We start from the raw sequence: 21,181 nt of genomic DNA, 5'->3' as shown, positions 1-21,181 counted from the left end.
GGGCGTTATGATAGCAGCAGTTATTCGTTGGTCTGTGACTAATCGCTTTTTTGTTTTGCTTATAACCGCAATACTAATTGGTGGCGGTGTATTTGCGGTAAAAAATACCCCGGTTGATGCCTTGCCGGATTTATCTGATGTGCAGGTGATTGTTAAAACCTCATACCCTGGGCAAGCGCCGCAAGTGGTGCAAGATCAAGTTACATTTCCACTTACCACCGCTATGCTCTCAGTGCCAGGGGCGCAAACTGTGCGTGGCTTTTCATTTTTTGGTGATTCTTACGTGTATGTCATCTTTGATGAAAAAACCGACCTTTACTGGGCTCGTAGCCGAGTACAGGAGTATTTGAGCCAAGTAGCCAGTCGTTTACCAGAAAGCGCAACCGCTGAGCTTGGCCCAGATGCCACAGGTGTTGGTTGGATCTATTTATATGCGCTGGTGGATAAAACCAATCAACACGATATTAGCCAATTACGTAGCTTACAAGATTGGTTTTTAAAATTTGAATTACAAACTGTCCCTGGGGTGTCTGAGGTGGCTTCAGTGGGCGGTATGGTGAAACAATATCAAGTCAATGTAGAGCCAGATAAATTACGTGCCTACGGTATTCCGCTGAGTTTAATACAAACAGCCATCAAACAAGGCAACCAAGAAATGGGTGCCTCAGTGGTAGAAATGGCCGAAGCCGAATACATGGTAACCAGTACCGGTTATATTAAAAGCGTGGCTGATTTAGAGGCTATTCCACTGGGCGTTAATGCTAATGGCACACCGCTACAGTTACGCGATGTTGCCGATATTCGCCTTGGTCCACAAATGCGCCGAGGCATCGCTGAGTTAAACGGTGAAGGTGAGGTTGCAGGTGGCGTGGTGGTAATGCGCTATGGCGAAAACGCACAAAAAACCATAGAGCTGGTAAAAGCAAAGCTCGAATCACTCAAAAAAGGCTTGCCTGCTGGGGTTGAAATTGTGCCTGTGTATGACCGCTCTAACCTGATCAAAAATGCAGTAGATAACCTCACCAGCAAGTTGTTCGAAGAGTTAGTGGTGGTGGCGCTTATCTGCATTGTATTTTTGTTCCATGTGCGTTCATCCTTAGTGGCGATTATTACTTTACCGCTGGGGATTTTAACGGCGTTCATCATCATGTATTGGCAAGGCATTAACGCCAATATCATGTCGCTCGGCGGTATTGCCATTGCCATAGGTGCAATGACTGATGGCGCGATAGTGATGATTGAAAACATGCATAAGCACATGGAAAAAACCCCATTAACGGATGAAAACCGCTGGCAAGTGGTGAGCGATGCAGCCAGTGAAGTCGGCCCCGCGCTGTTCTTTAGTTTAATGATCATTACCGTCAGCTTTATGCCAGTGTTTATTTTAGAAGCGCAAGAAGGGCGCATGTTTGCACCACTGGCGTACACTAAAACCTATGCAATGGCAGCGTCTGCGGGCTTGGCAATTACCTTAGTGCCAGTATTAATGGGGTATTTTATACGTGGCAAAGTCATTTCAGAGCAAAAAAATCCGGTTAATCGCTTACTGGTCAATACTTACAAGCCACTACTTAATACGGTCTTACGCTTTCCTAAAATGACTTTAGTGTTAGCGCTGGTGGTAGCAATTATTGGTTTTTATCCGGTGAATAAAATTGGCAGTGAGTTTATACCGCCGCTGGATGAAGGCGATTTAATGTATATGCCAACTACTTACCCAGGTTTATCGATTGGTAAAGCGCGGGAGATTTTACAACAAACCGATAAACTGATAGCCAGCGTGCCTGAAGTGTTAACCGTGTTTGGTAAAGTAGGCCGCGCAGAAACTGCCACCGATCCCGCACCACTGACCATGATTGAAACCTTTATTCAGCTTAAGCCAAAAGAGCAGTGGCGCGAAGGCATGACCTTAGAGAAACTGAAAAAAGAGCTCGACGGTTTAGTGAAATTCCCAGGCCTGACAAATGCTTGGGTTATGCCAATAAAAACCCGTATTGATATGCTGGCAACGGGCATTAAAACGCCAGTAGGCATTAAAGTCGCGGGGCCAAATTTGAATGAAATTCAAAAAATTGGCCAGCAGATTGAAGTCTTACTAAAAGATGTACCCGGCACTGCCTCGGTATATTCTGAGCGTGTTGCTGGTGGCCGTTATATCAAGGTGGATATCAATCGCGAAAAAGCCGCTCGTTATAGCTTAAACATTGCCGATGTGCAGCAAGTGGTCGCTACAGCGATAGGGGGGATGAATGTAACCGAAACGGTCGAAGGGCAAGAGCGTTATCCAGTCAATTTACGCTACCCACAAGATTACCGCGATTCACCTGAAGAGCTGATGTTATTGCCAATCGTAACCCCATCAGGTCAGCGGATAGCGCTTGCTGATGTGGCGGATGTATTTATTGAAGACGGCCCACCGGGGATCAAAAGCGAAAACGCACGCCTAAATGGTTGGAGCTTTATTGATATTGATGGCATTGATATTGGCAGTTATGTAGATAATGCGCGCCAAGTGCTTGACGAAAAGCTAGTGCTACCAGCGGGTTACTCAATAACTTGGGCGGGGCAATATGAGTACATGGAGCGCGCCAAAGACAAGCTCGCTTATGTATTACCTCTGACATTAGCGATTATTATCGTGCTGTTGTACCTCAACTTTCGAAGCTTTGTAGAAGTAGCCATTATAATGGCCACCTTACCGCTGGCGATGATTGGTGGAATCTGGCTTATGTACTTAGAAGGCTTTAACTTCTCAGTCGCCGTGGGAGTGGGCTTTATTGCCCTTGCCGGGGTCGCGGTGGAAATTGGAGTGATCATGTTGGTGTACTTAAACCAAGCCTACAATGAAAAGTGCGTGCAAGCACAACAAGCCGGCACAATGCTTAGCTTTGTCGAGCTTAAGCAAGCCATAGTCGAAGGCGCAGGCCTGCGAGTACGACCAGTGATGATGACAGTCGCAACCATAATCATCGGTTTACTCCCCGTACTTTACGGCACAGGCACCGGCAGCGAAGTAATGAGCCGCATCGCCGCCCCCATGGTCGGCGGCATGTTCAGCGCCATCGTTCTAACCTTGTTAGTGCTACCTGCAGTGTATTTGCTATGGCGTAAGCGGAGTATAAATTCATAAAGTTGAATTAAAAATACAGCGCCCCTCAAACTTTGTTTGATCAGAGTCGCAGAGCCTCGTAAAACAGCTACTGCGACTACCTCCAATTTTTGTAGGCAGCATGAATAAAATAGGACAGGCACAAAATTTTTTGCAAAAACCATAGTATCAACTACTGTTATTATATACAGTTTGACTGGAGCTGATACTTTATGACTCGCGCAAGAAAAAACCTGATTGATTTAGCATCCACATCCTATTACCATTTAATCGCTCGTTGTGTTAGACAAGCATACTTGTGTGGAAATGATAAACACACGGGTAAAAACTTTGATCACCGAAGAGAGTGGCTTGTAGAGCGAATAAAGCTATTAAGTAGCGTGTTTGCCATCGAAATCGCAGCCTACGCGATTATGAGCAACCATTACCACCTCGTTGTAAATGTGAATAGGCAACAAGCCCTTGAGTGGTCTGATGAAGAAGTAATTAAGCGCTGGTATCAACTCTATAATGGTCACATGTTGGTTGATCGCTACATAAATGGTGAGCAGTTAGATGAACCTAGTTTACTTTTCTTCAATGAGATCATCGCTAAATGGCGAGAAAGGTTGTATGACATTAGCTGGTATATGAAAAACCTCAATGAATATATAGCCCGCGAAGCCAATAAAGAGGATAACTGCACCGGAAAGTACTGGGAAGGGCGCTATAAGTCACAGGCGTTATTAGATCAAACAGCAGTACTTAGTTGCATGGCCTATGTCGATTTAAATCCTATCAGAGCAAATATAGCAGATACCCTCGAAGACAGTGATTTTACCTCAATTCAAGAGCGTATAGCGCATTTCAAAGCTTTTACCGCAGACGTAATGAAAGCGAATAAGCCCCTCAAACAAAATGATAATATCCAACATGAAAGCCAACCTGCACAGCTAAAACCATTTGGTGGTAATGACATCAAACATACAATTCCCTTTGCTTTGCTAGATTATATTGAATTAGTAGATTGGAGTGGCCGACATATAGATCCAAAGAAAAAAGGGCATATAAACCACACAGTCCCTAAAGCGCTACTTACTTTGAATATAGAAGAAGCGCAATGGCTTGAATCCGTAAAGCGATTTAGGCATCAATATTCAAATTTTGCAGGCAGTAAACAACGATTAAAGCAGCACGCCGCCAGCAACGATGTCAAATGGTATAAAGGTACAGGTTGAATAGTTGAACCTTTTTAAGTTATTCAGCTCGAAGTTTGGCAATTAACAGCGTGCAATAAAGGAATGCGAGGATTACCTTCGATAGGGGAAGTACAAAATCTTCTGACAAAATATATGCCTGTCCTTTTTTATTTTTAAAAAATATATGCCTGTCCTTTTTTATTTTTAAGGTGTTTCTTAACTTGTAAATAGTGGCTTTTAATTAGTAAAAGGACATTTGTCTTTGATAGGTGAAGTACACAACTTTTTGAAAAATATATGCCTGTCCTCTTTTCATTTCCGTCCTCTTTTTATTTCCTTTTTTTATTACTCTTTTAATAACAAGTCTGGCTTTTTACGATTGTTGCTCCCTTTTTACCGCCACCCTATAAAAATTACCCTGTTACTTGTAACTTATACGAGTTTAAGTAACAGGATTTTAATACCCACTTGTTTTTACTTAACTTTTTAATGGCATGTTTTTAGCAATATTCTTATAACACGTTTTTGCTATAGCCTTGTTAGCAGGCTTAATTAAGTAAGGAACACACATGCAAGTTAAAACAATACAAGAAGTGTACGATTGGACTGTGCTTTTTCATACGCAAATGGCGGCAAATTTTTTTAGTCTTCGCGAGGGGTTAGCGGAGCATAATCGAATGCTCGCCGATTACTTTGTTGAGTACGAAAAAAAGTTAGCTGAAGATATGGTTGGTTTTAAAGCTATCACCGAAATCAATACATTAGATACTTATTGTTACGAGTACTTTGCTGAAAACCCAGAGTTGATAAATTTCACCGATTTAGATCGTGATACCCGTGTTGATGAGCAAGTCATGCAGGGTTACTTATCTCAGCAGCATAAAAAAGTAATCAACCTTTATGAATACTTACTTAGTCGTGCAGAAACCCCTGCAGGTAAAGAGAAGTTAGCGCAATTGCTAGAGCTTGAGCAGCAAGGCTTAAAGCAAATGATACAAAGCGCTAATCGCCATATGGATATGTAACTGATACTAATATTCAATTGATAAGTAAAGTAGCTTACGGGATAGCACTTATCCCGTTTTGTATCTAAACAAAATCGATTAAAAATCCCACTTTTTTCAAATACTTTTGCTCTTGCTGTAAATCTGCATGCAGCAAGGTTTGCTCACTGAGCCAGCCCAGTGGAAACTGCAATAACATACTGTTCCCTTTTACAGAAACTGCTAACTCCTGATGCTGGTCATTCAAGCGCTTTTGGTTAAGTAATACTGCTAATCGCAGTAAGACAATTAATTGCAATATTTGAAAGTGTGGTACTGAAAGTAGCGTTGGAAATTGCTCTAAACGCACTTTTTTACGGTAAAAGCGTATCATGCAGCTAAGCAATGTTTGTTGCTGCTGCGTAAATCCAGGTAATTGGCTATTTTCAACCACATACGCACTATGCTTATGTAAGCCCGATGAGTTGATTCCTAAACCTACTTCATGTAACTGTGCAGCCCATAGCAAGAGTTGATGATTATCTAACGAGTCAAGTTGCCATTCTTTTTGTACTTGTAGGAATAACCAGTCAGCAGTGTTTGCAACACGTTGAGCATGAACCTTATCGATTGTGTTTCTTTCGCTTAAATTAGCAATAGTGTTGGTACGTATATCTTTAAGCGCTAATTTTTGCTGCATTTCATGGAGCAGGCCTTCTCGTAGTGAAAAGTCGCTATAATCCATTTCAGTAATATTAAATAGCTGAAAAATAGCAATTAAAATAGCCAAGCCACCACAAATACTTACTTGGCGCTCAGGGCTTAAACCTTCAATTAATAAGTTATCAATGGTTTTTGCAGCAATAAATTGGGTTTTTAGTTCAAGTAACCGCTCTAAGGTGATATTTTTTTGTTCAGGGTCATTAGCACTGATCATCGCAAGTATTGATTTTATAGTGCCGGAGGTGCCCACTACAGATTGCCAGCCAGTATTAATATAATTGGCAAAAATAACTTCAAGTTCTTGCTCGGCTTTTATTTGTGCTTTGTTAAAACGTTTGTCGTTAATAATACCATCGGCAAAAAATTGCTTGGTATAGCTTACGCAGCCCATATTGCGACTTGAGAGCAGCTTATGTTTAAAATGCTTGCCAATAATGAGCTCGGTACTACCGCCGCCAATATCAATCACTAAACGGTTTTCATCATGATGAATATAATGAGCAACACCTTGATAAATTAACCGGGCTTCCTCTTGACCTGAGATCACATCAATATGGTAGGGGAAAACGTTACTTGCTTGAGTTAAAAATGAATTAATATTTTTAGCACGTCGTAATGTATAGGTTGCGGCTATTTTTACGTTACTTGCTGGAAAGTCTTGCAGCGTGTTGGCAAACTGTTTCAATACAGCCAATGCTCTGTCTATCGCAGTTTGGCTTAGTTGGTTTCTATCATCTAAGCCATCAGCTAAATAAACCCGTTGCTTTTCTTTGTGAAGAATTTGCAAAGAGCCATCGACTTCTCTGGCAACGACCAAATGAAAACTGTTGGAGCCTAAATCGACCGCAGCTATTGAGGGATAATCATTCATTATTATAATTGCCTTCCCATTTTTTTAAGTGATCGTAAATTGCAATTTGCGAGCGAATTTTCTTACGATTTCCGCGTCTTACATAATGGTTCTTTTGCTCACTATCAATAATACGCGCTTTGGTGCGATCTTTAAATTGTAGCTCAAGTACATCGATGATCAGTTGTTTGAGCTTTTCATCATAAATAGGCACACCCACTTCAACCCGATGATCAAGGTTACGAGTCATCCAATCTGCAGATGAAATATACACTTTTTCATCACCGTTATTAGCAAACACCATCACGCGTGGGTGCTCTAAAAAGCGATCAACAATACTAATAACGCGGATGTTGTCGCTAAAGTTAGTAAGGCCCGGTACTAAAGAGCACATACCACGAACTATAATCCTAATTTTAACCCCACTACGCGCCGCTAAGTACAAACAATCGACTAGCTCTTTATCAACTAAGTTATTTATTTTTAATGTTATTTTACCTTGTTTACCACTTTCGACATGAGCAATTTCTTGATGAATTAAACCAATTAGCAGTTGTCTTGCGTTTACTGGCGAAATCATTAAGTGTTCAAATACAAAAGGTTTATAGCTACTTTCAATAAATTTAAATACGCTATCGCTTTCATCACAAATGCCTTGATGCTTAGTGAATAAGCTAAAGTCAGTGTAGATTTTTGCGGTCTTTTCGTGAAAATTGCCAGTGCCGATATGGGCGTACTTAACGATTTGGCCTTTCTCGCGGCGGTGCACAATACATAACTTACTGTGTACTTTGAGTGCAGGAATGCCAAAAATAACTTTAATACCGGCACTACTGAGCACTTTTGCCCACTCAATATTATTTTGCTCATCAAAACGTGCTTTAAGCTCAACCATTACCGTTACTTTCTTACCATTTTTTGCGGCATTAATAAGTGACGATATAAGCCGTGACTTGCTCGCTACGCGATAAATGTTGACCTTAATTTGTGTCACATTAGGATCAAATGCAGCTTGGCGAACATACTCTAGCAAATGGTTAAATGTATGATACGGATAGTAAAGTAAGATATCTTGTTGACTAATCGCTGCAAATATACTGGCATGGTTGTTAAAGGCTGTACTTTGTAAAGCGGGCAGTGGTTTGTTCTCTAAATATTGGCGGCCAACATTGGGAAAACCAATAAAGTCTCTAAAATTACGGTAGCGGCCGCCGGGGATCAAGGCGTCATGGTGAGTAACGCCCAAACGCTTCTTCATTACTTTGAGCATCGATTCAGGCATTGTTTGATCATAAACTAATCGCACCGGCTCGGCATAAATGCGTTGTTTAAGGCCCTTAGACATTTTATCTAAAATGCCTTCTTCTAATTCATCATCGAGGTTGTATTCTGCATCACGGGTTAATTTTATGGCGTAACCCTGAATGTTATCAAAGTCAAAAAAACTACTAAAAATATCACTTAAGAAGAAGGTAATAATATCGTCTAACATCACAATAGTTTTATGACGACGAGTTTTCTCAGGCGGTAAAATAATAAATCGAGGCACGCGATCGGTTGGCACTTCAAGCATGGCGTAATGGCTTTTGTCATTACTCATCTCAACAAACATATACGTCATGGTATCGTTGATTTGATCTGAATAATCTTTGTTTTCATCTAATAAAATAGGTGAGATATGCTGTAATACGTTATCGAAGAAAAACTTTCTTAACCAATTGGTATGAAACTCACTCAGCTGCTCAGGTCGGTCAACATGAATATTGTGAGCAATCAGATCTTTTAAAATTTGTTCGTGGATCTGGTTAAATTTTTTGCCTAACTGCAGTACTTTTTGTTGAATTTGCGTCAGTAAAATTTCGTCTTCATCAAAGTTGGTATCAGGGAGTTTGTTTAATAAAATACGACGTTTAACATCGGCAACACGAACTCTAAAAAACTCATCCATGTTATTTGAAAAAATCCCCAAAAAACGAATGCGCTCAATAATTGGGTTACTTTTATCTCGCGCTTCTTGTAATACGCGATCGTTAAAAGACAGCCAACTTAACTCTGGGGCGAAATAATTAATCGTTTGAGGTACATCAGCACAGGCGTTCATTTTCTATTCCTTGGATAGTAACTGAACAAAATATAAAGTACTTAGATGACAAAAAAATGACAAACGTGTCACTTTTGTGACACGCCAATAGGTGTTAAGGGCTGCGTATTACAGTGGCTTAAGCGTCTTCAATATCAACAATTAGATCTGAGGTAATGGCTTCTAATGCTGCGACTACTTCGTCTTTATTCATCCCTGTAGGTAGCGCAACTGTAGCTACTGCGCTAAAAATAGGCACTCCCCAGTTTGGTGCGCTTTGCTGTTTAGAGTTTAAGTGGGTGATGTTTGCACCTTTGTGACGTAACACACCTGCAAGTTCTTGGATTATACCAGGGCGATCGTTACCGGTGATCACAAAATTAAGCTCTTCAGCTGGCGTATCAGGCAGTTCATCAGTGCCTGTTTCAATGCGTACTTCTAACTGTGGCAGGCTGTGTAATGAATCTTGTAATTCTTGTAGATGCTCGGCAGGTACTGCTACTTCAATGATGCCAGCAAAGTGACCGGCCAAATGGCTTAAGTTGCTTGTTAGCCAATTACCATGATGATTTAAAATTGCAGATGAAATGTCTTCCACAAGTCCTGAGCGATCTTGCCCCAAAATAGTTATAACTAATTGCTTCATAAAGAGAATTCCTAAAAATTGCCGTAATTAAATAATAAATGCCCAGGCATGAAATTGTTGAATGATTATTATGTTTAAGTATTAACCGAATTGAGTATTGACTCGGTACCTAAATTTGTCCAATTTTTTTGCCATTAGTTCAATCTAAAAGTAGTTATATAGTGTTAGTTTATAAAATTACTTAGCTAACCATCTGTTTATCAATAATAAATTGACAAGTTGAAAATTACTCACGTTATTGTTGTTTCTTAACTTGTTGAATATAAAAGCGGTTTCGTTTTATAGCAACAAAGCCTAAGCAATTATGACGCTTGTAACAATACTGTCATCTTGGTGAAATATAATCTAACCAACGTTAAGATTTATAGGTGTTTCGATGACTTCCAATCCGAATAAACCGTCTTTTAATACGGATAGAAGCCGTCTATTCAAAGATCGGTTTGCCCAATTTAGCATTACCGCTGGCGGTATTATGGTATTGATAGCTTTGCTATTGATATTTTTCTATTTGTTGTACGTTGTGCAACCTATTTTCGAATCAGCGAAAGTAGAGACACGTGATAGCTTTCCCCTAAGTAATGCAGAGCAAATTGTAGGTTTAGGTGTAGAAGAACAAACCGAAGTGGCCTTTTTACTAAGCCAACAAGGCAGCGTTGATTTCTATAGTGTTGAGAAACAAAGTTTCGGTAAGAAACTTCAAAGCTTAGCGATTCCACTAGAGAGCGATGTGAGCAGTTTTGCCGTTAGCGCCCCTTTTCAAGGGCACTATGCATACGGACTTGAAAACGGCTCAGTGGTTTTAGTTGCCCCTAAGTTTTTAGTCACGTTTCCTAATAATGAACGTCAATTAACACCGCGCTTAGGTTATCCGCTTGGTGAGGATTCACCCTTACAAGTTGACGCTGAAGGTGCCGCAATTAAACAGTTTGCTTTCAGTCATTTTGAAGATAAAACCGCCGTTGTGGCACAAACTGAAGACAAGCGCGTTATTTTTAGTAGCTTTGTTGCTGAAGAAAACATGTTCAGCGGTGAAGTTGAGTGGCTCATTGAGCGCACCGAACTTGATGTTGAAGGGCGTGTTGACCAACTATTAATGTCACCAGATACCACCCGTACTTTTGTTCGTTCAGCCAATCAAATTTATGTTTATGATACGCGTTATCCAGGTGAAGTTGAGCTGATTCAGATGCTGGCTGCAAATGAAGAAAATGCCAACCTAGTGGCGGCACAGTTATTAGCTGGCGCTAATTCATTGATGCTGGCTAATGATAATGGCGAAGTATCACAGTGGTTTGAAGTTAACACGGATACTGGGCGTGAATATCAAAAAATACGTGCTTTTGAAACGTCAAAACAACCTAAGTTAGATATCTTCACTGAGTTCTATCGTCGTACTTTCTTCACCACGAGTAGTAACGGTGAGCTTGGTGTGTATTACACCACCAGTGAAGCTAAATTATGGCAAGGCAAAATCAGTGACGGCCCGATTGAAAACTTTGCTGTTGCACCGCGCTCAAATGCGGCGCTTATCTTAGCGGATAATAAACTTACTGTGGTTGAAATCCACAATGAACACCCAGAAGTAACCTGGTCGGCATTATGGCAAGAAGTATGGTACGAAGGTTACCCAGAGCCAGGTTATATCTGGCAATCAACCTCGGCGGGGGATGATTTTGAATCAAAATTCTCTTTAGTGCCAATTTCGTTCGGTACTATCAAGGCTGCAATGTATGCGATGTTATTTGCCGTGCCAATCGCACTTTCTGCGGCAATTTACACTGCTTACTTTATGTCTGGCTCATTACGCAAAGTAGTGAAACCAACCGTAGAAATTATGGAAGCATTACCAACTGTAATCTTAGGGTTTTTAGCGGGTTTGTGGCTTGCTCCACTTATTGAAGAGCACTTGCCAGCCATTGTAGGCTTATTGTTTATGCTGCCAGTGGGAATTCTATTAACCGCATTTGCATGGACCAAATTACCACAAAGTATTCGTCACCGTGTACCAGATGGGGCGCATTCAATTTTACTTATTCCAGTGTTGTTGTTAATTGGCTGGTTAGCATTTGCGATGAGTGGCGCAATCGAACTTTGGATGTTTGACGGTAATGTGCGTCAATATTTAACGAATGAACTTGGTATGACATTTGACCAACGTAACTCTCTAGTTGTTGGTATTGCAATGGGATTTGCGGTTATTCCAACTATTTTCTCAATTGCAGAAGATGCTGTGTTTAGTGTGCCAAAGCATTTATCAAATGGTTCATTAGCGCTGGGAGCAACGCAATGGCAAACATTGGTAAGTGTTGTGCTATTAACTGCCAGCCCAGGTATTTTCTCAGCAGTGATGATGGGCCTCGGTCGCGCCGTAGGTGAAACCATGATCGTACTGATGGCAACAGGTAACACGCCAATAATGGATTGGAGCATTTTCCAAGGTATGCGTACTTTAGCAGCTAATATCGCAGTAGAAATGCCAGAGTCGGAAGTGGGTAGTTCACACTATCGAATTCTATTCTTAGCCGCATTTGTATTATTCATATTCACCTTTATTTTTAACACAATTGCTGAGTTTGTTCGTCAGCAGTTGCGTGATAAATACAGCTCGATGTAAGTAGGAGACACGACATGGTAAAGCAGTGGTTTAAGTCAGGTTCTCCTTGGATATGGATGACAGGTGGTGCGGTTAGTATCAGTCTGATTTCTGTATTAGGGTTATTAGCCATGATTGCTTGGAAAGGATTAAGCTTTTTCTGGCCATCACAAGTTGTACAGCTCGAGTTGCAAGGTTCAGTTGCACAACAGACTGTTATTGGTGAAATCTATGACCGTGAAATGGTGCCAAAATCGCGCCTTGAAGCTACCGGTATTGATTTATCTGGTTTCGATAAAGAGCAGTTAGAACGCTTTTTGATTAAAACCGGTAACCGTGAGTACGTAGACTTAGATTTTCGTTGGGTACTTGAGACCGACATTAAATCAAATACTAAACCTGCCGCTATCGCTGTATTTGAGCGTAGTAAAAACGGTAACTTTTACGGCTATGTTGAGCAAGTTATTAAAGACGGTGAGGTTGTTACCGGCAATAAAATCGCCGTATTAGAAGAATTAGTAGATCGTGCCGTTGATTTAAATGAGCAAGCCCTTGATTTACAAAACGGTGATATTGGCCATATTAACTACGAACTAGAGCGCCTACGCTTAAAAGAGAAGTCGTATTTACTTGATGATGCTTTAACCGATGAGCGCGTTGCAGAGCTTGCACAAGCTCGCGCAGAATTAAGAGCTGAATATAGCGTGTTAGAAAAGCAATTGTTTGCACTGCGTAAACAAGCTAAACGTGACCAAGTAACTGTAAAAGATATGCGCGGTGAAATCGTTACTTTACCGCTATACCAAGTACTGGACTTTTGGTTTCCAAATGACATGGGCTTTTTTGCAAAATTAGGTCACTATTTTGTACAGCTAGGTAAATTTGTAGCAGATGACCCCCGTGAAGCGAATACTGAAGGCGGTGTATTTCCGGCAATCTTTGGTACAGTGTTTATGGTTATGCTGATGGCTGTGATAGTCACGCCGTTCGGGGTTGTGGCAGCTATTTACTTACATGAGTACGCTGCGAAAAATGCAGTAACTAAAATGATCCGCATCGCGGTAATTAACTTAGCAGGTGTCCCCTCTATTGTTTACGGTGTATTTGGCTTAGGGTTTTTTGTTTATGTATTAGGTGGCAGCTTAGATCAGCTATTCTACCCTGAAGCATCACCAAGCCCTGTATTTGGTACACCAGGGGTAATGTGGTCAGCGCTAACCTTGGCTATTTTAACCTTACCAGTTGTAATTGTATCAACGGAAGAGGGCTTATCACGTATTCCAAGTACGGTACGTCATGGTTCATTAGCATTAGGTGCTACGAAAGCGGAAACCTTATGGCGTATCATTGTACCAATGGCAAGTCCGGCTATAATGACAGGTTTAATATTAGCGGTTGCCCGTGCTGCCGGTGAAGTTGCGCCGTTAATGTTAGTTGGTGTTGTAAAAATGGCACCGACATTACCGCTTGACGGCAACTTCCCGTACTTTCACTTAGATCGCAAGTTCATGCACTTAGGCTTTCATATATACGATGTTGGTTTCCAAAGCCCGAATGTTGAGGCGGCTCGTCCGTTAGTCTATGCCACCGCATTCTTGCTAGTATCAGTGATTATTACCCTGAATATTACCGCAATCGGCATACGTAACCATTTACGTGAAAAGTTTAGATCGCTTGATCAATAATTAGTAAAGATTTTATAGGTAACAAACATGATTACAGTCGCTCCACAAGTAAACCAATCAAGCAGTAGTTTGAAATTGGATTTAGACAATTTAAGCACCGAGCAAACAGCACTCGAGATCAAAAACTTAGATCTTTACTATGGTGAAAAACAAGCGCTTAGCTCAGTAAGTATGAACATTCCTAAAGGCCAAGTAACGGCATTTATCGGGCCATCGGGCTGCGGTAAGTCAACATTGTTACGTTGTATTAATCGTATGAACGACTTGGTAGATAGCTGTCGTATTGAAGGTGAAATCTTACTTCATGGCCAGAACATCTATGACAAAAGTGTTGATGTAGCGGCGCTACGTCGTAATGTAGGTATGGTGTTTCAGCGCCCGAACCCATTTCCTAAATCAATCTACGAAAATGTAGTTTATGGCCTACGCTTACAGGGTATTAAAGAAAAACGTAAATTAGACGAAGTTGTTGAACAGTCATTACGTGGTGCAGCATTATGGGATGAAGTAAAAGACCGACTTCATGATAGTGCTTTTGGTTTATCCGGTGGTCAGCAGCAGCGTTTAGTCATTGCCCGCTCTATTGCTATTGAGCCTGAAGTGTTATTACTTGATGAGCCAACATCAGCGTTGGATCCTATTTCAACACTGGTAATTGAAGAGCTAATCAACGATTTAAAAAATAAGTTTACCGTTGTTATTGTTACCCACAACATGCAACAAGCTGCACGGGTTTCTGATCAAACGGCCTTTATGTACATGGGTGAGTTAATTGAGTATTCAAATACCAATACCTTGTTTACAACCCCAGCGAAAAAGAAAACTGAAGACTACATTACCGGCCGTTACGGTTAGTAAATCAGTCATATAATTTTCGGGTGACGTAACCAATTTTGATAAGAAGGTAGACAATGGAACACAATATTAATAAGCATATTTCTGGCCGCTTTAATCAAGAGCTAGAGAATGTCCGCAACCATGTATTAAGTATGGGTGGCTTGGTTGAGCAGCAACTTAATAGTGCACTTGATGCGGTAAGTAATGGTGATGCTGAGTTGGCCCGTAAGGTCCGTGAAAACGACTATAAAATAAACGCCATGGAAGTGAGCATTGATGAAGAGTGCACGCGTATCATTGCTCGTCGTCAGCCAGCAGCTAGTGATTTACGCCTTGTTATTGCCATAGCGAAAACCATTGCAGATTTAGAGCGTATTGGTGATGAAGCGGAGCGTATTGCTAAAGTTGCCCTCGATTCGTTTACTAAAGATCAGCAAGATTTATTGGTGAATATCGAAAATATGGGTCGCCAAGTTTCAAAAATGCTGCATGATGTACTTGATGCTTTTGCTCGTATGGATGTGCAAAAAGCGTTTGAAGTACATAAAGAAGATGCCAAGGTTGACCGAGAATATGAAGCAATTACTCGTCAGATTATGACTTACATGATGGAAGATCCGCGTTCAATTCCAAAAATCATGGATCTAGTGTGGTCAGTGCGTTCATTAGAGCGCATTGGTGATCGTTGTCAAAATATTTCTGAGTACATTATTTATTTTGTAAACGGCAAAGATATTCGTCATACATCTCAAGAGGATATCGAAAAATCGTTATAGATTATTCGTTATCTTTGTTTTTTTATGAAAGCGGCTAATTGCCGCTTTTACTGTTACCACTATAATTAATATGCTGTTACAGCGACTTGGATGTAATAAAAGCATTCACAATCGCGGTGAATGCTGTAAAATTCACGCCGCAAAGCATACTAATTTGATTTAAGGGTCAGTTATGCCTACAAACGCATTTCTAGGGGTATTCGCAAAATCTCCTATAAAGCCAATGGAAGATCACATCAAGAAGGTACATCAAGCAAGTAAAGCTTTGATCCCTTTTTTCAATCATGTATTTAAAGAAGAATGGCAACAAGCAGAAGAGATTCGCTTGAACATTCGTAATTTAGAACGTGAAGCCGACGATATGAAAAGAGATATACGTTTACAACTACCGCGTGGCTTATTTATGCCGGTAGAGCGTACAGATCTGCTCGAACTCGTCACCCAGCAAGACAAAATTGCTAATAAAGCAAAAGACATTGCTGGTCGTGTAATTGGTCGTGAGATGACCATACCAAAAGAAATTCAAACTGATTTCCTAGCTTATGTAACTCGTTGTGTTGATGCGACTAAACAAGCGTCAAATGCTATTAATGAGTTAGATGAGTTATTAGAGACTGGTTTTAAAGGTCGTGAAGTGACCTTAGTCGAAAAAATGCTCGTTGAATTGGATGCAATTGAACAAGACACGGATGACATGCAAATCAAAATACGCCGCCAGTTACGCGCCGTTGAAGGTGGCCTCAATCCAATTGATGTAATGTTTTTATACAAAATCATCGAATGGGTCGGCGAACTTGCAGATATTGCAGAGCGCGTAGGTTCACGTCTTGAGCTGATGTTAGCTCGTTAATTTACACTCAGTTCAATAACGAAAGATTAGGGTTACACAATGGATATCATTGCATCTTATGGCACGGTATTAATTATAATTGCCGCAGCAGTCGGTTTTTTTATGGCTTATGGCATTGGCGCGAACGACGTTGCTAATGCGATGGGCACATCGGTAGGTTCAAAAGCATTAACCATTAAACAAGCAATTTTTATTGCGATGATTTTTGAGTTTGCAGGCGCCTACTTAGCTGGCGGTGAAGTAACATCGACAATTCGTAAAGGTATTATCGATTCAACACCATTTTTAGAGCTTCCCGAACTGATGGTGTTGGGTATGATCTCGGCATTATTTGCAGCAGGTAGTTGGTTGTTAATTGCATCCTTTTTAGGTTGGCCGGTATCAACAACACACTCAATCATTGGTGCTATCATTGGTTTTGCATTAGTTGCTGTTGGCAGTGAAGCGATTCAGTGGAATAAAGTGGCAGGTATTGTTGGGAGTTGGATTGTTACCCCTGCAATTTCAGGCTTTATCGCGTATTTGATATTTATGAGTGCGCAAAAACTGATTTTTGATACAGACGCACCACTTAAAAATGCCAAACGTTATGTGCCTATTTACATGGGTTTAGCGGGCTTTATTATGTCTTTGGTTACTATCAAAAAAGGCTTAAAGCACATTGGTATTAATATCGGCGCAGTTGAAGGTTATGTCTTAGCGGTTAGTATTGCACTGGTTGTTGCTATTATTGGTAAGGTGGTTATTTCTCGCTTAAAAATTGATCCAAAAGCCGATAAGAAAATGCAATTTAATAACGTTGAGAAAGTATTTGCTATCTTAATGGTACTAACTGCATGTTGTATGGCATTTGCGCATGGTTCGAATGACGTTGCTAACGCCATTGGTCCACTTGCTGCGGTTGTAAACATTGTTGAAAACAACGGTGAAATTGCTAAGCAAGCATCAATCGCATGGTGGATTTTACCTCTAGGTGGTTTTGGTATTGTTGCAGGTCTGGCTATTTTAGGTAAGAAAGTAATCAAAACCATTGGTGAAGGCATTACGCATTTAACACCAAGTCGTGGTTTTGCGGCTGAATTAGCGGCAGCATCTACGGTTGTTATTGCATCAGGTACAGGTTTACCAATCTCTACCACGCAAACTTTAGTTGGCGCGGTGTTAGGTGTAGGTATGGCACGTGGTATTGCTGCTCTTAACATGGGTGTGATCAGAAACATTGTAGTTTCTTGGGTAATTACATTGCCAGTTGGCGCTGCCCTTGCTATTGTTATTTTCTACATACTAAGAACTGCCTTTGGAGTTTAAATCCAGCAGCTTTTAAGTAGCACAGACTTTTAGCTTGAAAAGATCTCAACGCCCTTGGTGTTGGGGTCTTTTTATTTGTGGGTAAAGGAAGTATGACGAACTTACCAAGTATTAAACAGCTGCAGTATTTATTGGCAGTTCATCAGCATCAGCATTTTGGCCGCGCAGCGAGCGCATGCTTCATTGGGCAATCAACACTCAGTAGTGCGATTCAAACTCTTGAAGAAACACTCGGCTGCCAACTCATTGAACGTGAGAATCGTAGTTTGATGTTTACCGCGATCGGCGAAGAAGTTGTCGAGCGAGCACGGAAAATAATTGATGATACACTGAGTGTTAAAGAACTAACTAAAAGCCATTTAAGCCCGCTTAGTGGTAAATTAACTCTCGGGGTGATCCCAACGATTGCCAGCTTTATAGCGGCGCCTTTATATCACCTTTGCCAGCAACAATTTGCTAATTTAGAGCTGGTTTTAGTAGAAGACACCAGTGATAGCTTACTGGATAAGTTAGAGCATGGTCATATCGATATGGCCTTATTAGCATTACCTTACGACACCGATAAGTTTCATACTCAAATATTAGCGCAAGACCATTTTAGTCTAGTGCATCATAAAGACTACTTGCCAGCTAAGAACATTGAAGATTTTAATTTATTACCGGAAGCTAGCGTGTTCTTATTAGAAAGGGAGCACTGTATGACTGGGCATGCGCTCAGTGCCTGTCACTTAAACCGCTCAAGTTGTATTAACCCATTTGAAGCGGCCAGTTTGCATACTTTATTAAGTATGGTTGAACATCAGTTAGGGGTGACCTTCTTGCCGCAAATGGCGATTAATGCCGGTATTTTAGAGCATAAGAACATGCTTGCCACGCCTTCGCAAAGTGACGCGTACCGTGATATTGGCATTTTATGGCGTAAAACAACGGGGCGGATCCGCGATTTTCGTTTATTTAGCCAAACATTAGAGGGTTTTTTACAACACCAATGCCGTTTAATAACGACAAAAGAATAGCTCATTAAGGTGAGCTATTTATTTTTTAATTTATTTTCATCTTTTCCAAACTATCTTCCTCGCTCTATCGACTAACCTAATAAGTAAAATAACTAAGCATTGAGAGCCGTGTTTTTTCAATCAACAGAAACATTAATCGCCAAAGCACAGCAAGGGAATAAACGCGCTTGGCTTAAGCTGGTTAAGCAGCATGAAAGCCAAGTTTATAACCATTGCCTGCGAATGCTCAGTAACCCTGATGATGCGATGGATTTAATGCAAGAGGTGTTTATCTCTGTGTATAAAAGTTTGCCCAGCTTTCGCGGTGAGTCGAGCTTTCATACTTGGGTTTTTCAAATCGTGCATCGTCGTAGTGTTGAATATTATCGTCGCCGTAAGTACTACCAAAGCCTTGATGAAGTGCCTGAACAGGCATGTGAACACAGTGAGTTGGAAAATAACCAATTAATGCAAGTTCAACATCAACAATTAACAACAATGCTGAATAACTTACCGTGGGAGCAGCGCTTGGTGGTAGAGCTAAAGTTTTTTCAACATTGCACTTTTGAAGAAATTGCGCAGCAACTCGATATTTCCACCAATACCGCCAAATCGCGGTTATATAGTGCATTAGGTAAATTAAAAGTTCATTTGGAGGCCGTTGATGGCTAATTTAGAGTCGCTTTTTGAGCAATGGTTAGAAGGGAACGTTTTGAGTGATGCACAATTACAGCAGCTTGAAAATGATCCTGAATATCGTGCCTTGATGAGTCAAGCACTGGTTTGGCAGCAACATAGCCGCGAATATAAAGCGGCGCCAGTTCCACATTGGGATCGGCAATCAACCATGCCACAGCTTGCTTCTGCAGGTGTATTTGGTATGGCTGGAGCCTGGGCTGTTGCAGCATCAGTGATGATTTGTGCGCTCGTTTTTTTAGTTATGCCAAAGCAGCAGGTGCCAGATCTACTTGAGCAGGTAGCAAAACAAACGCAGTTATTAGAGTCACAGCAAAAACAAATAGACCAGCTGCAAAAAATTATCACTGCGCAAAATGAATTGCAGCAGCAGCATATGTATCAACTAGCGAAGGAGGCTATTGCTACCGGACGAGTTGAGCGCCAAGAAGATATTAATAATTTAATTAGCTATATCAAAACCCAGCGTGCTCAAGATCAAGCGTATCTGCGGATGCAACTAAACGACTTAGCCGAACAAGTACAAGAGCAGCCAATGGCTGCCATTGCGAAAAATTAGGAGTAAAGAGCATGAATAAACAACTAATCAGTAGCGCTATAATCACCGTTATAGCGTTTGCAAGCGGTAACCTACAGGCGCAAACCCCAGCAGAATTGGCTGCTATTCAGCGTGAAGTGGGCATTATGGAAAACATTTTAAGTAGTGCTTTACAACAGGATACTGATAAAAAGATCCGCGCCATTTCGGCTAATTATCTAGTTGAGCAGGGGGTAGTATTTGAGTTAGATGTGCGAGGCACAAGCCGCTGGCAGACAATTTTTAGTAGCGTGCCAAATGCGCCGCTACCTCCTTTACCCGATATTGACTTTTCAAATGTGAATGTTGAGTTCATTAGTGAGCAAGTTGAAGTATTCAGTGAGCAGGCCGTTGAATCATCACGAGAAGCTTATCAGCAAGCGATGGAAGTTATGCGCGAAGGTGCGGAGCGAGTACGTGAAATTGCTGAGCAAGAGCGTGATGTTAGCCGTGATTTACGTGAGTTAGAGCGTGAAAAGCGTGACCTAGAATTTGCTAGTCGCCACGATAATAGCGCCGCAGAAAAAGAGCTTGAGCAACGTAAAAAAGCATTAGAAAAAGATATTGCTAAGCTTGAAAAGCAACAGACTACGCTTACTAAGCAGCAACAGCAATTACGTCAAGATATACAGGCAAAGCAAGCTGAGCGCGAAAAACAGCAAGCAGCAGAACAGCAAAAGCTGCAAACACAAGTTAATACCAGCATTAGTTTAACACTATGTGATTACGGTAGTGGCTTGCGTAGCTTACCAAATGATGAGCATGTTAGTTTTATAATCAAAGGTTTAGCAGATAACAATAAACGTTTGATAAAAATATTTAATAAAGCAGATATTAAAAAATGTGTCGTCGGCGACATTAAAGCCAGCGATCTAGCCCTTAAGGCAATTAGCTATCAGTTTTAATTTGATAAAAACGTATCCCTGACCAACAAAGCAGCCTTTGTTACAAAGGCTGCTTTTCATTATGTCCTTCATATTCAAATTGCTTATTGAAGGGGGTAATGTCTGGCAAAAATAATAAATACACCCACACCACTAAATTAAAATAAGGTATTAGCCCTAAGCAGGTGAAAGTTGTAACAGGGTAGCCTTTACGTTCAGCATAACGGTAGCATTGGTAAGTTATCCCTAAGTTTACCACCAGTAATAGCACGATTAGTTGCGTCATAATTCACTCCATAAATTGACAATAGTACTCATAACAATATGTTAGTTATTCAGTAGTATGTTGTGGTCATTCAGTGATGTCATGTTATTTTTTGAAAATCACTATAATAACAAGACATTTACTAA

At 40.9% G+C, this 21,181-nt stretch carries 17 protein-coding genes; 13 read left to right on the top strand and 4 right to left on the bottom strand.

Translation table 11 applies throughout. From position 1 onward, the window contains the following. Positions 1-7: 7 nt before the first annotated feature. The 3 genes from KAN5_RS12585 to KAN5_RS12575 all read left to right on the top strand — a co-directional run bounded on the left by KAN5_RS12585 (position 8) and on the right by KAN5_RS12575 (position 5,312). Entirely contained in the window at positions 8-3,130 is a 3,123-nt protein-coding gene (locus KAN5_RS12585; protein WP_244389841.1) for an efflux RND transporter permease subunit, read from the top strand. A gap of 191 nt (positions 3,131-3,321) precedes the next feature. Continuing rightward, positions 3,322-4,326, top strand: coding sequence for an alpha-amylase family glycosyl hydrolase (locus KAN5_RS12580; protein WP_016709165.1), 1,005 nt, complete (start codon positions 3,322-3,324; stop codon positions 4,324-4,326). Between the two features lie 530 nt (positions 4,327-4,856). After that, a complete protein-coding gene (locus KAN5_RS12575; protein WP_016709166.1) occupies positions 4,857-5,312 on the top strand; it encodes a hypothetical protein in 456 nt (151 codons plus the stop codon). Positions 5,313-5,376: 64 nt separating this feature from the next. Here KAN5_RS12575 and KAN5_RS12570 read toward each other — a convergent pair whose 3' ends face one another. From KAN5_RS12570 to KAN5_RS12560, 3 genes are all read right to left on the bottom strand, one after another. Then, positions 5,377-6,864 (bottom strand): hypothetical protein, encoded by a 1,488-nt coding sequence (locus KAN5_RS12570; RefSeq protein ID WP_016709167.1) that lies wholly within the window; start codon positions 6,862-6,864, stop codon positions 5,377-5,379. Continuing rightward, positions 6,857-8,944, bottom strand: coding sequence for a polyphosphate kinase 1 (gene ppk1, locus KAN5_RS12565; RefSeq protein ID WP_138555895.1), 2,088 nt, complete (start codon positions 8,942-8,944; stop codon positions 6,857-6,859). The genes KAN5_RS12570 and ppk1 overlap by 8 nt, the downstream gene beginning before the upstream one ends. Before the next feature lie 118 nt (positions 8,945-9,062). Beyond that, positions 9,063-9,569 carry an ACT domain-containing protein gene (locus KAN5_RS12560; protein ID WP_244389840.1) on the bottom strand — a complete coding sequence of 169 codons (507 nt, stop codon included), beginning with the start codon at positions 9,567-9,569 and terminating at the stop codon, positions 9,063-9,065. A 376-nt stretch (positions 9,570-9,945) separates the two neighbouring features. Between KAN5_RS12560 and KAN5_RS12555 the strand changes: the two genes are divergently transcribed. From KAN5_RS12555 to KAN5_RS12510, 10 genes are all read left to right on the top strand, one after another. Beyond that, positions 9,946-12,183 (top strand): ABC transporter permease subunit, encoded by a 2,238-nt coding sequence (locus tag KAN5_RS12555; RefSeq protein WP_016709170.1) that lies wholly within the window; start codon positions 9,946-9,948, stop codon positions 12,181-12,183. A 14-nt stretch (positions 12,184-12,197) separates the two neighbouring features. Beyond that, positions 12,198-13,847: a phosphate ABC transporter permease PstA gene (gene pstA / locus KAN5_RS12550; protein ID WP_016709171.1), complete on the top strand. Its 1,650-nt coding sequence runs from the start codon at positions 12,198-12,200 to the stop codon at positions 13,845-13,847. A 27-nt stretch (positions 13,848-13,874) separates the two neighbouring features. Continuing rightward, the gene (gene pstB, locus KAN5_RS12545) at positions 13,875-14,702 is read left to right on the top strand and encodes a phosphate ABC transporter ATP-binding protein PstB (protein ID WP_016709172.1); all 828 of its coding nucleotides are present in this window, start codon (positions 13,875-13,877) and stop codon (positions 14,700-14,702) included. A 56-nt stretch (positions 14,703-14,758) separates the two neighbouring features. Next, a complete protein-coding gene (gene phoU, locus KAN5_RS12540; protein WP_016709173.1) occupies positions 14,759-15,460 on the top strand; it encodes a phosphate signaling complex protein PhoU in 702 nt (233 codons plus the stop codon). Positions 15,461-15,632: 172 nt separating this feature from the next. Beyond that, the gene (locus KAN5_RS12535; RefSeq protein WP_016709174.1) at positions 15,633-16,310 is read left to right on the top strand and encodes a TIGR00153 family protein; all 678 of its coding nucleotides are present in this window, start codon (positions 15,633-15,635) and stop codon (positions 16,308-16,310) included. A gap of 39 nt (positions 16,311-16,349) precedes the next feature. Next, entirely contained in the window at positions 16,350-17,618 is a 1,269-nt protein-coding gene (locus KAN5_RS12530) for an inorganic phosphate transporter (RefSeq protein WP_016709175.1), read from the top strand. A 92-nt stretch (positions 17,619-17,710) separates the two neighbouring features. After that, entirely contained in the window at positions 17,711-18,634 is a 924-nt protein-coding gene (locus KAN5_RS12525) for a hydrogen peroxide-inducible genes activator (RefSeq protein WP_016709176.1), read from the top strand. Positions 18,635-18,742: 108 nt separating this feature from the next. Continuing rightward, positions 18,743-19,285 (top strand): RNA polymerase sigma factor, encoded by a 543-nt coding sequence (locus KAN5_RS12520; protein WP_016709177.1) that lies wholly within the window; start codon positions 18,743-18,745, stop codon positions 19,283-19,285. Further along, positions 19,278-19,868 carry a hypothetical protein gene (locus KAN5_RS12515; RefSeq protein WP_016709178.1) on the top strand — a complete coding sequence of 197 codons (591 nt, stop codon included), beginning with the start codon at positions 19,278-19,280 and terminating at the stop codon, positions 19,866-19,868. Before KAN5_RS12520 ends, KAN5_RS12515 begins: the two co-directional genes overlap by 8 nt. 11 nt (positions 19,869-19,879) lie before the next feature. After that, positions 19,880-20,791 (top strand): hypothetical protein, encoded by a 912-nt coding sequence (locus KAN5_RS12510; RefSeq protein WP_244389838.1) that lies wholly within the window; start codon positions 19,880-19,882, stop codon positions 20,789-20,791. A 40-nt stretch (positions 20,792-20,831) separates the two neighbouring features. Here the strand turns inward: KAN5_RS12510 and KAN5_RS12505 are convergent, their stop codons facing one another. Then, positions 20,832-21,056, bottom strand: coding sequence for a hypothetical protein (locus KAN5_RS12505; protein WP_016709180.1), 225 nt, complete (start codon positions 21,054-21,056; stop codon positions 20,832-20,834). Positions 21,057-21,181: the final 125 nt, after the last annotated feature.

It is taken from the genome of Pseudoalteromonas sp. KAN5 (assembly GCF_022846535.1).
In the GTDB taxonomy this organism is placed as follows: domain Bacteria; phylum Pseudomonadota; class Gammaproteobacteria; order Enterobacterales; family Alteromonadaceae; genus Pseudoalteromonas; species Pseudoalteromonas haloplanktis.
This window is presented reverse-complemented; position numbering and strand designations above follow the sequence as displayed.

Bases quoted from the DNA above. Each gene is read 5' to 3' on its own strand.
- KAN5_RS12535 (WP_016709174.1), top strand. From the start codon at position 15,633: ATGCCTACAAACGCATTTCTAGGGGTATTCGCAAAATCTCCTATAAAG.
- KAN5_RS12510 (WP_244389838.1), top strand. From the start codon at position 19,880: ATGAATAAACAACTAATCAGTAGCGCTATAATCACCGTTATAGCGTTT.
- KAN5_RS12560 (WP_244389840.1), bottom strand. From the start codon at position 9,569: ATGAAGCAATTAGTTATAACTATTTTGGGGCAAGATCGCTCAGGACTT.
- KAN5_RS12585 (WP_244389841.1), top strand. From the start codon at position 8: ATGATAGCAGCAGTTATTCGTTGGTCTGTGACTAATCGCTTTTTTGTT.
- KAN5_RS12575 (WP_016709166.1), top strand. From the start codon at position 4,857: ATGCAAGTTAAAACAATACAAGAAGTGTACGATTGGACTGTGCTTTTT.
- KAN5_RS12530 (WP_016709175.1), top strand. From the start codon at position 16,350: ATGGATATCATTGCATCTTATGGCACGGTATTAATTATAATTGCCGCA.
- KAN5_RS12505 (WP_016709180.1), bottom strand. From the start codon at position 21,056: ATGACGCAACTAATCGTGCTATTACTGGTGGTAAACTTAGGGATAACT.
- KAN5_RS12515 (WP_016709178.1), top strand. From the start codon at position 19,278: ATGGCTAATTTAGAGTCGCTTTTTGAGCAATGGTTAGAAGGGAACGTT.
- phoU (WP_016709173.1), top strand. From the start codon at position 14,759: ATGGAACACAATATTAATAAGCATATTTCTGGCCGCTTTAATCAAGAG.
- KAN5_RS12580 (WP_016709165.1), top strand. From the start codon at position 3,322: ATGACTCGCGCAAGAAAAAACCTGATTGATTTAGCATCCACATCCTAT.
- pstB (WP_016709172.1), top strand. From the start codon at position 13,875: ATGATTACAGTCGCTCCACAAGTAAACCAATCAAGCAGTAGTTTGAAA.
- ppk1 (WP_138555895.1), bottom strand. From the start codon at position 8,944: ATGAACGCCTGTGCTGATGTACCTCAAACGATTAATTATTTCGCCCCA.
- KAN5_RS12525 (WP_016709176.1), top strand. From the start codon at position 17,711: ATGACGAACTTACCAAGTATTAAACAGCTGCAGTATTTATTGGCAGTT.
- KAN5_RS12555 (WP_016709170.1), top strand. From the start codon at position 9,946: ATGACTTCCAATCCGAATAAACCGTCTTTTAATACGGATAGAAGCCGT.
- KAN5_RS12570 (WP_016709167.1), bottom strand. From the start codon at position 6,864: ATGAATGATTATCCCTCAATAGCTGCGGTCGATTTAGGCTCCAACAGT.
- pstA (WP_016709171.1), top strand. From the start codon at position 12,198: ATGGTAAAGCAGTGGTTTAAGTCAGGTTCTCCTTGGATATGGATGACA.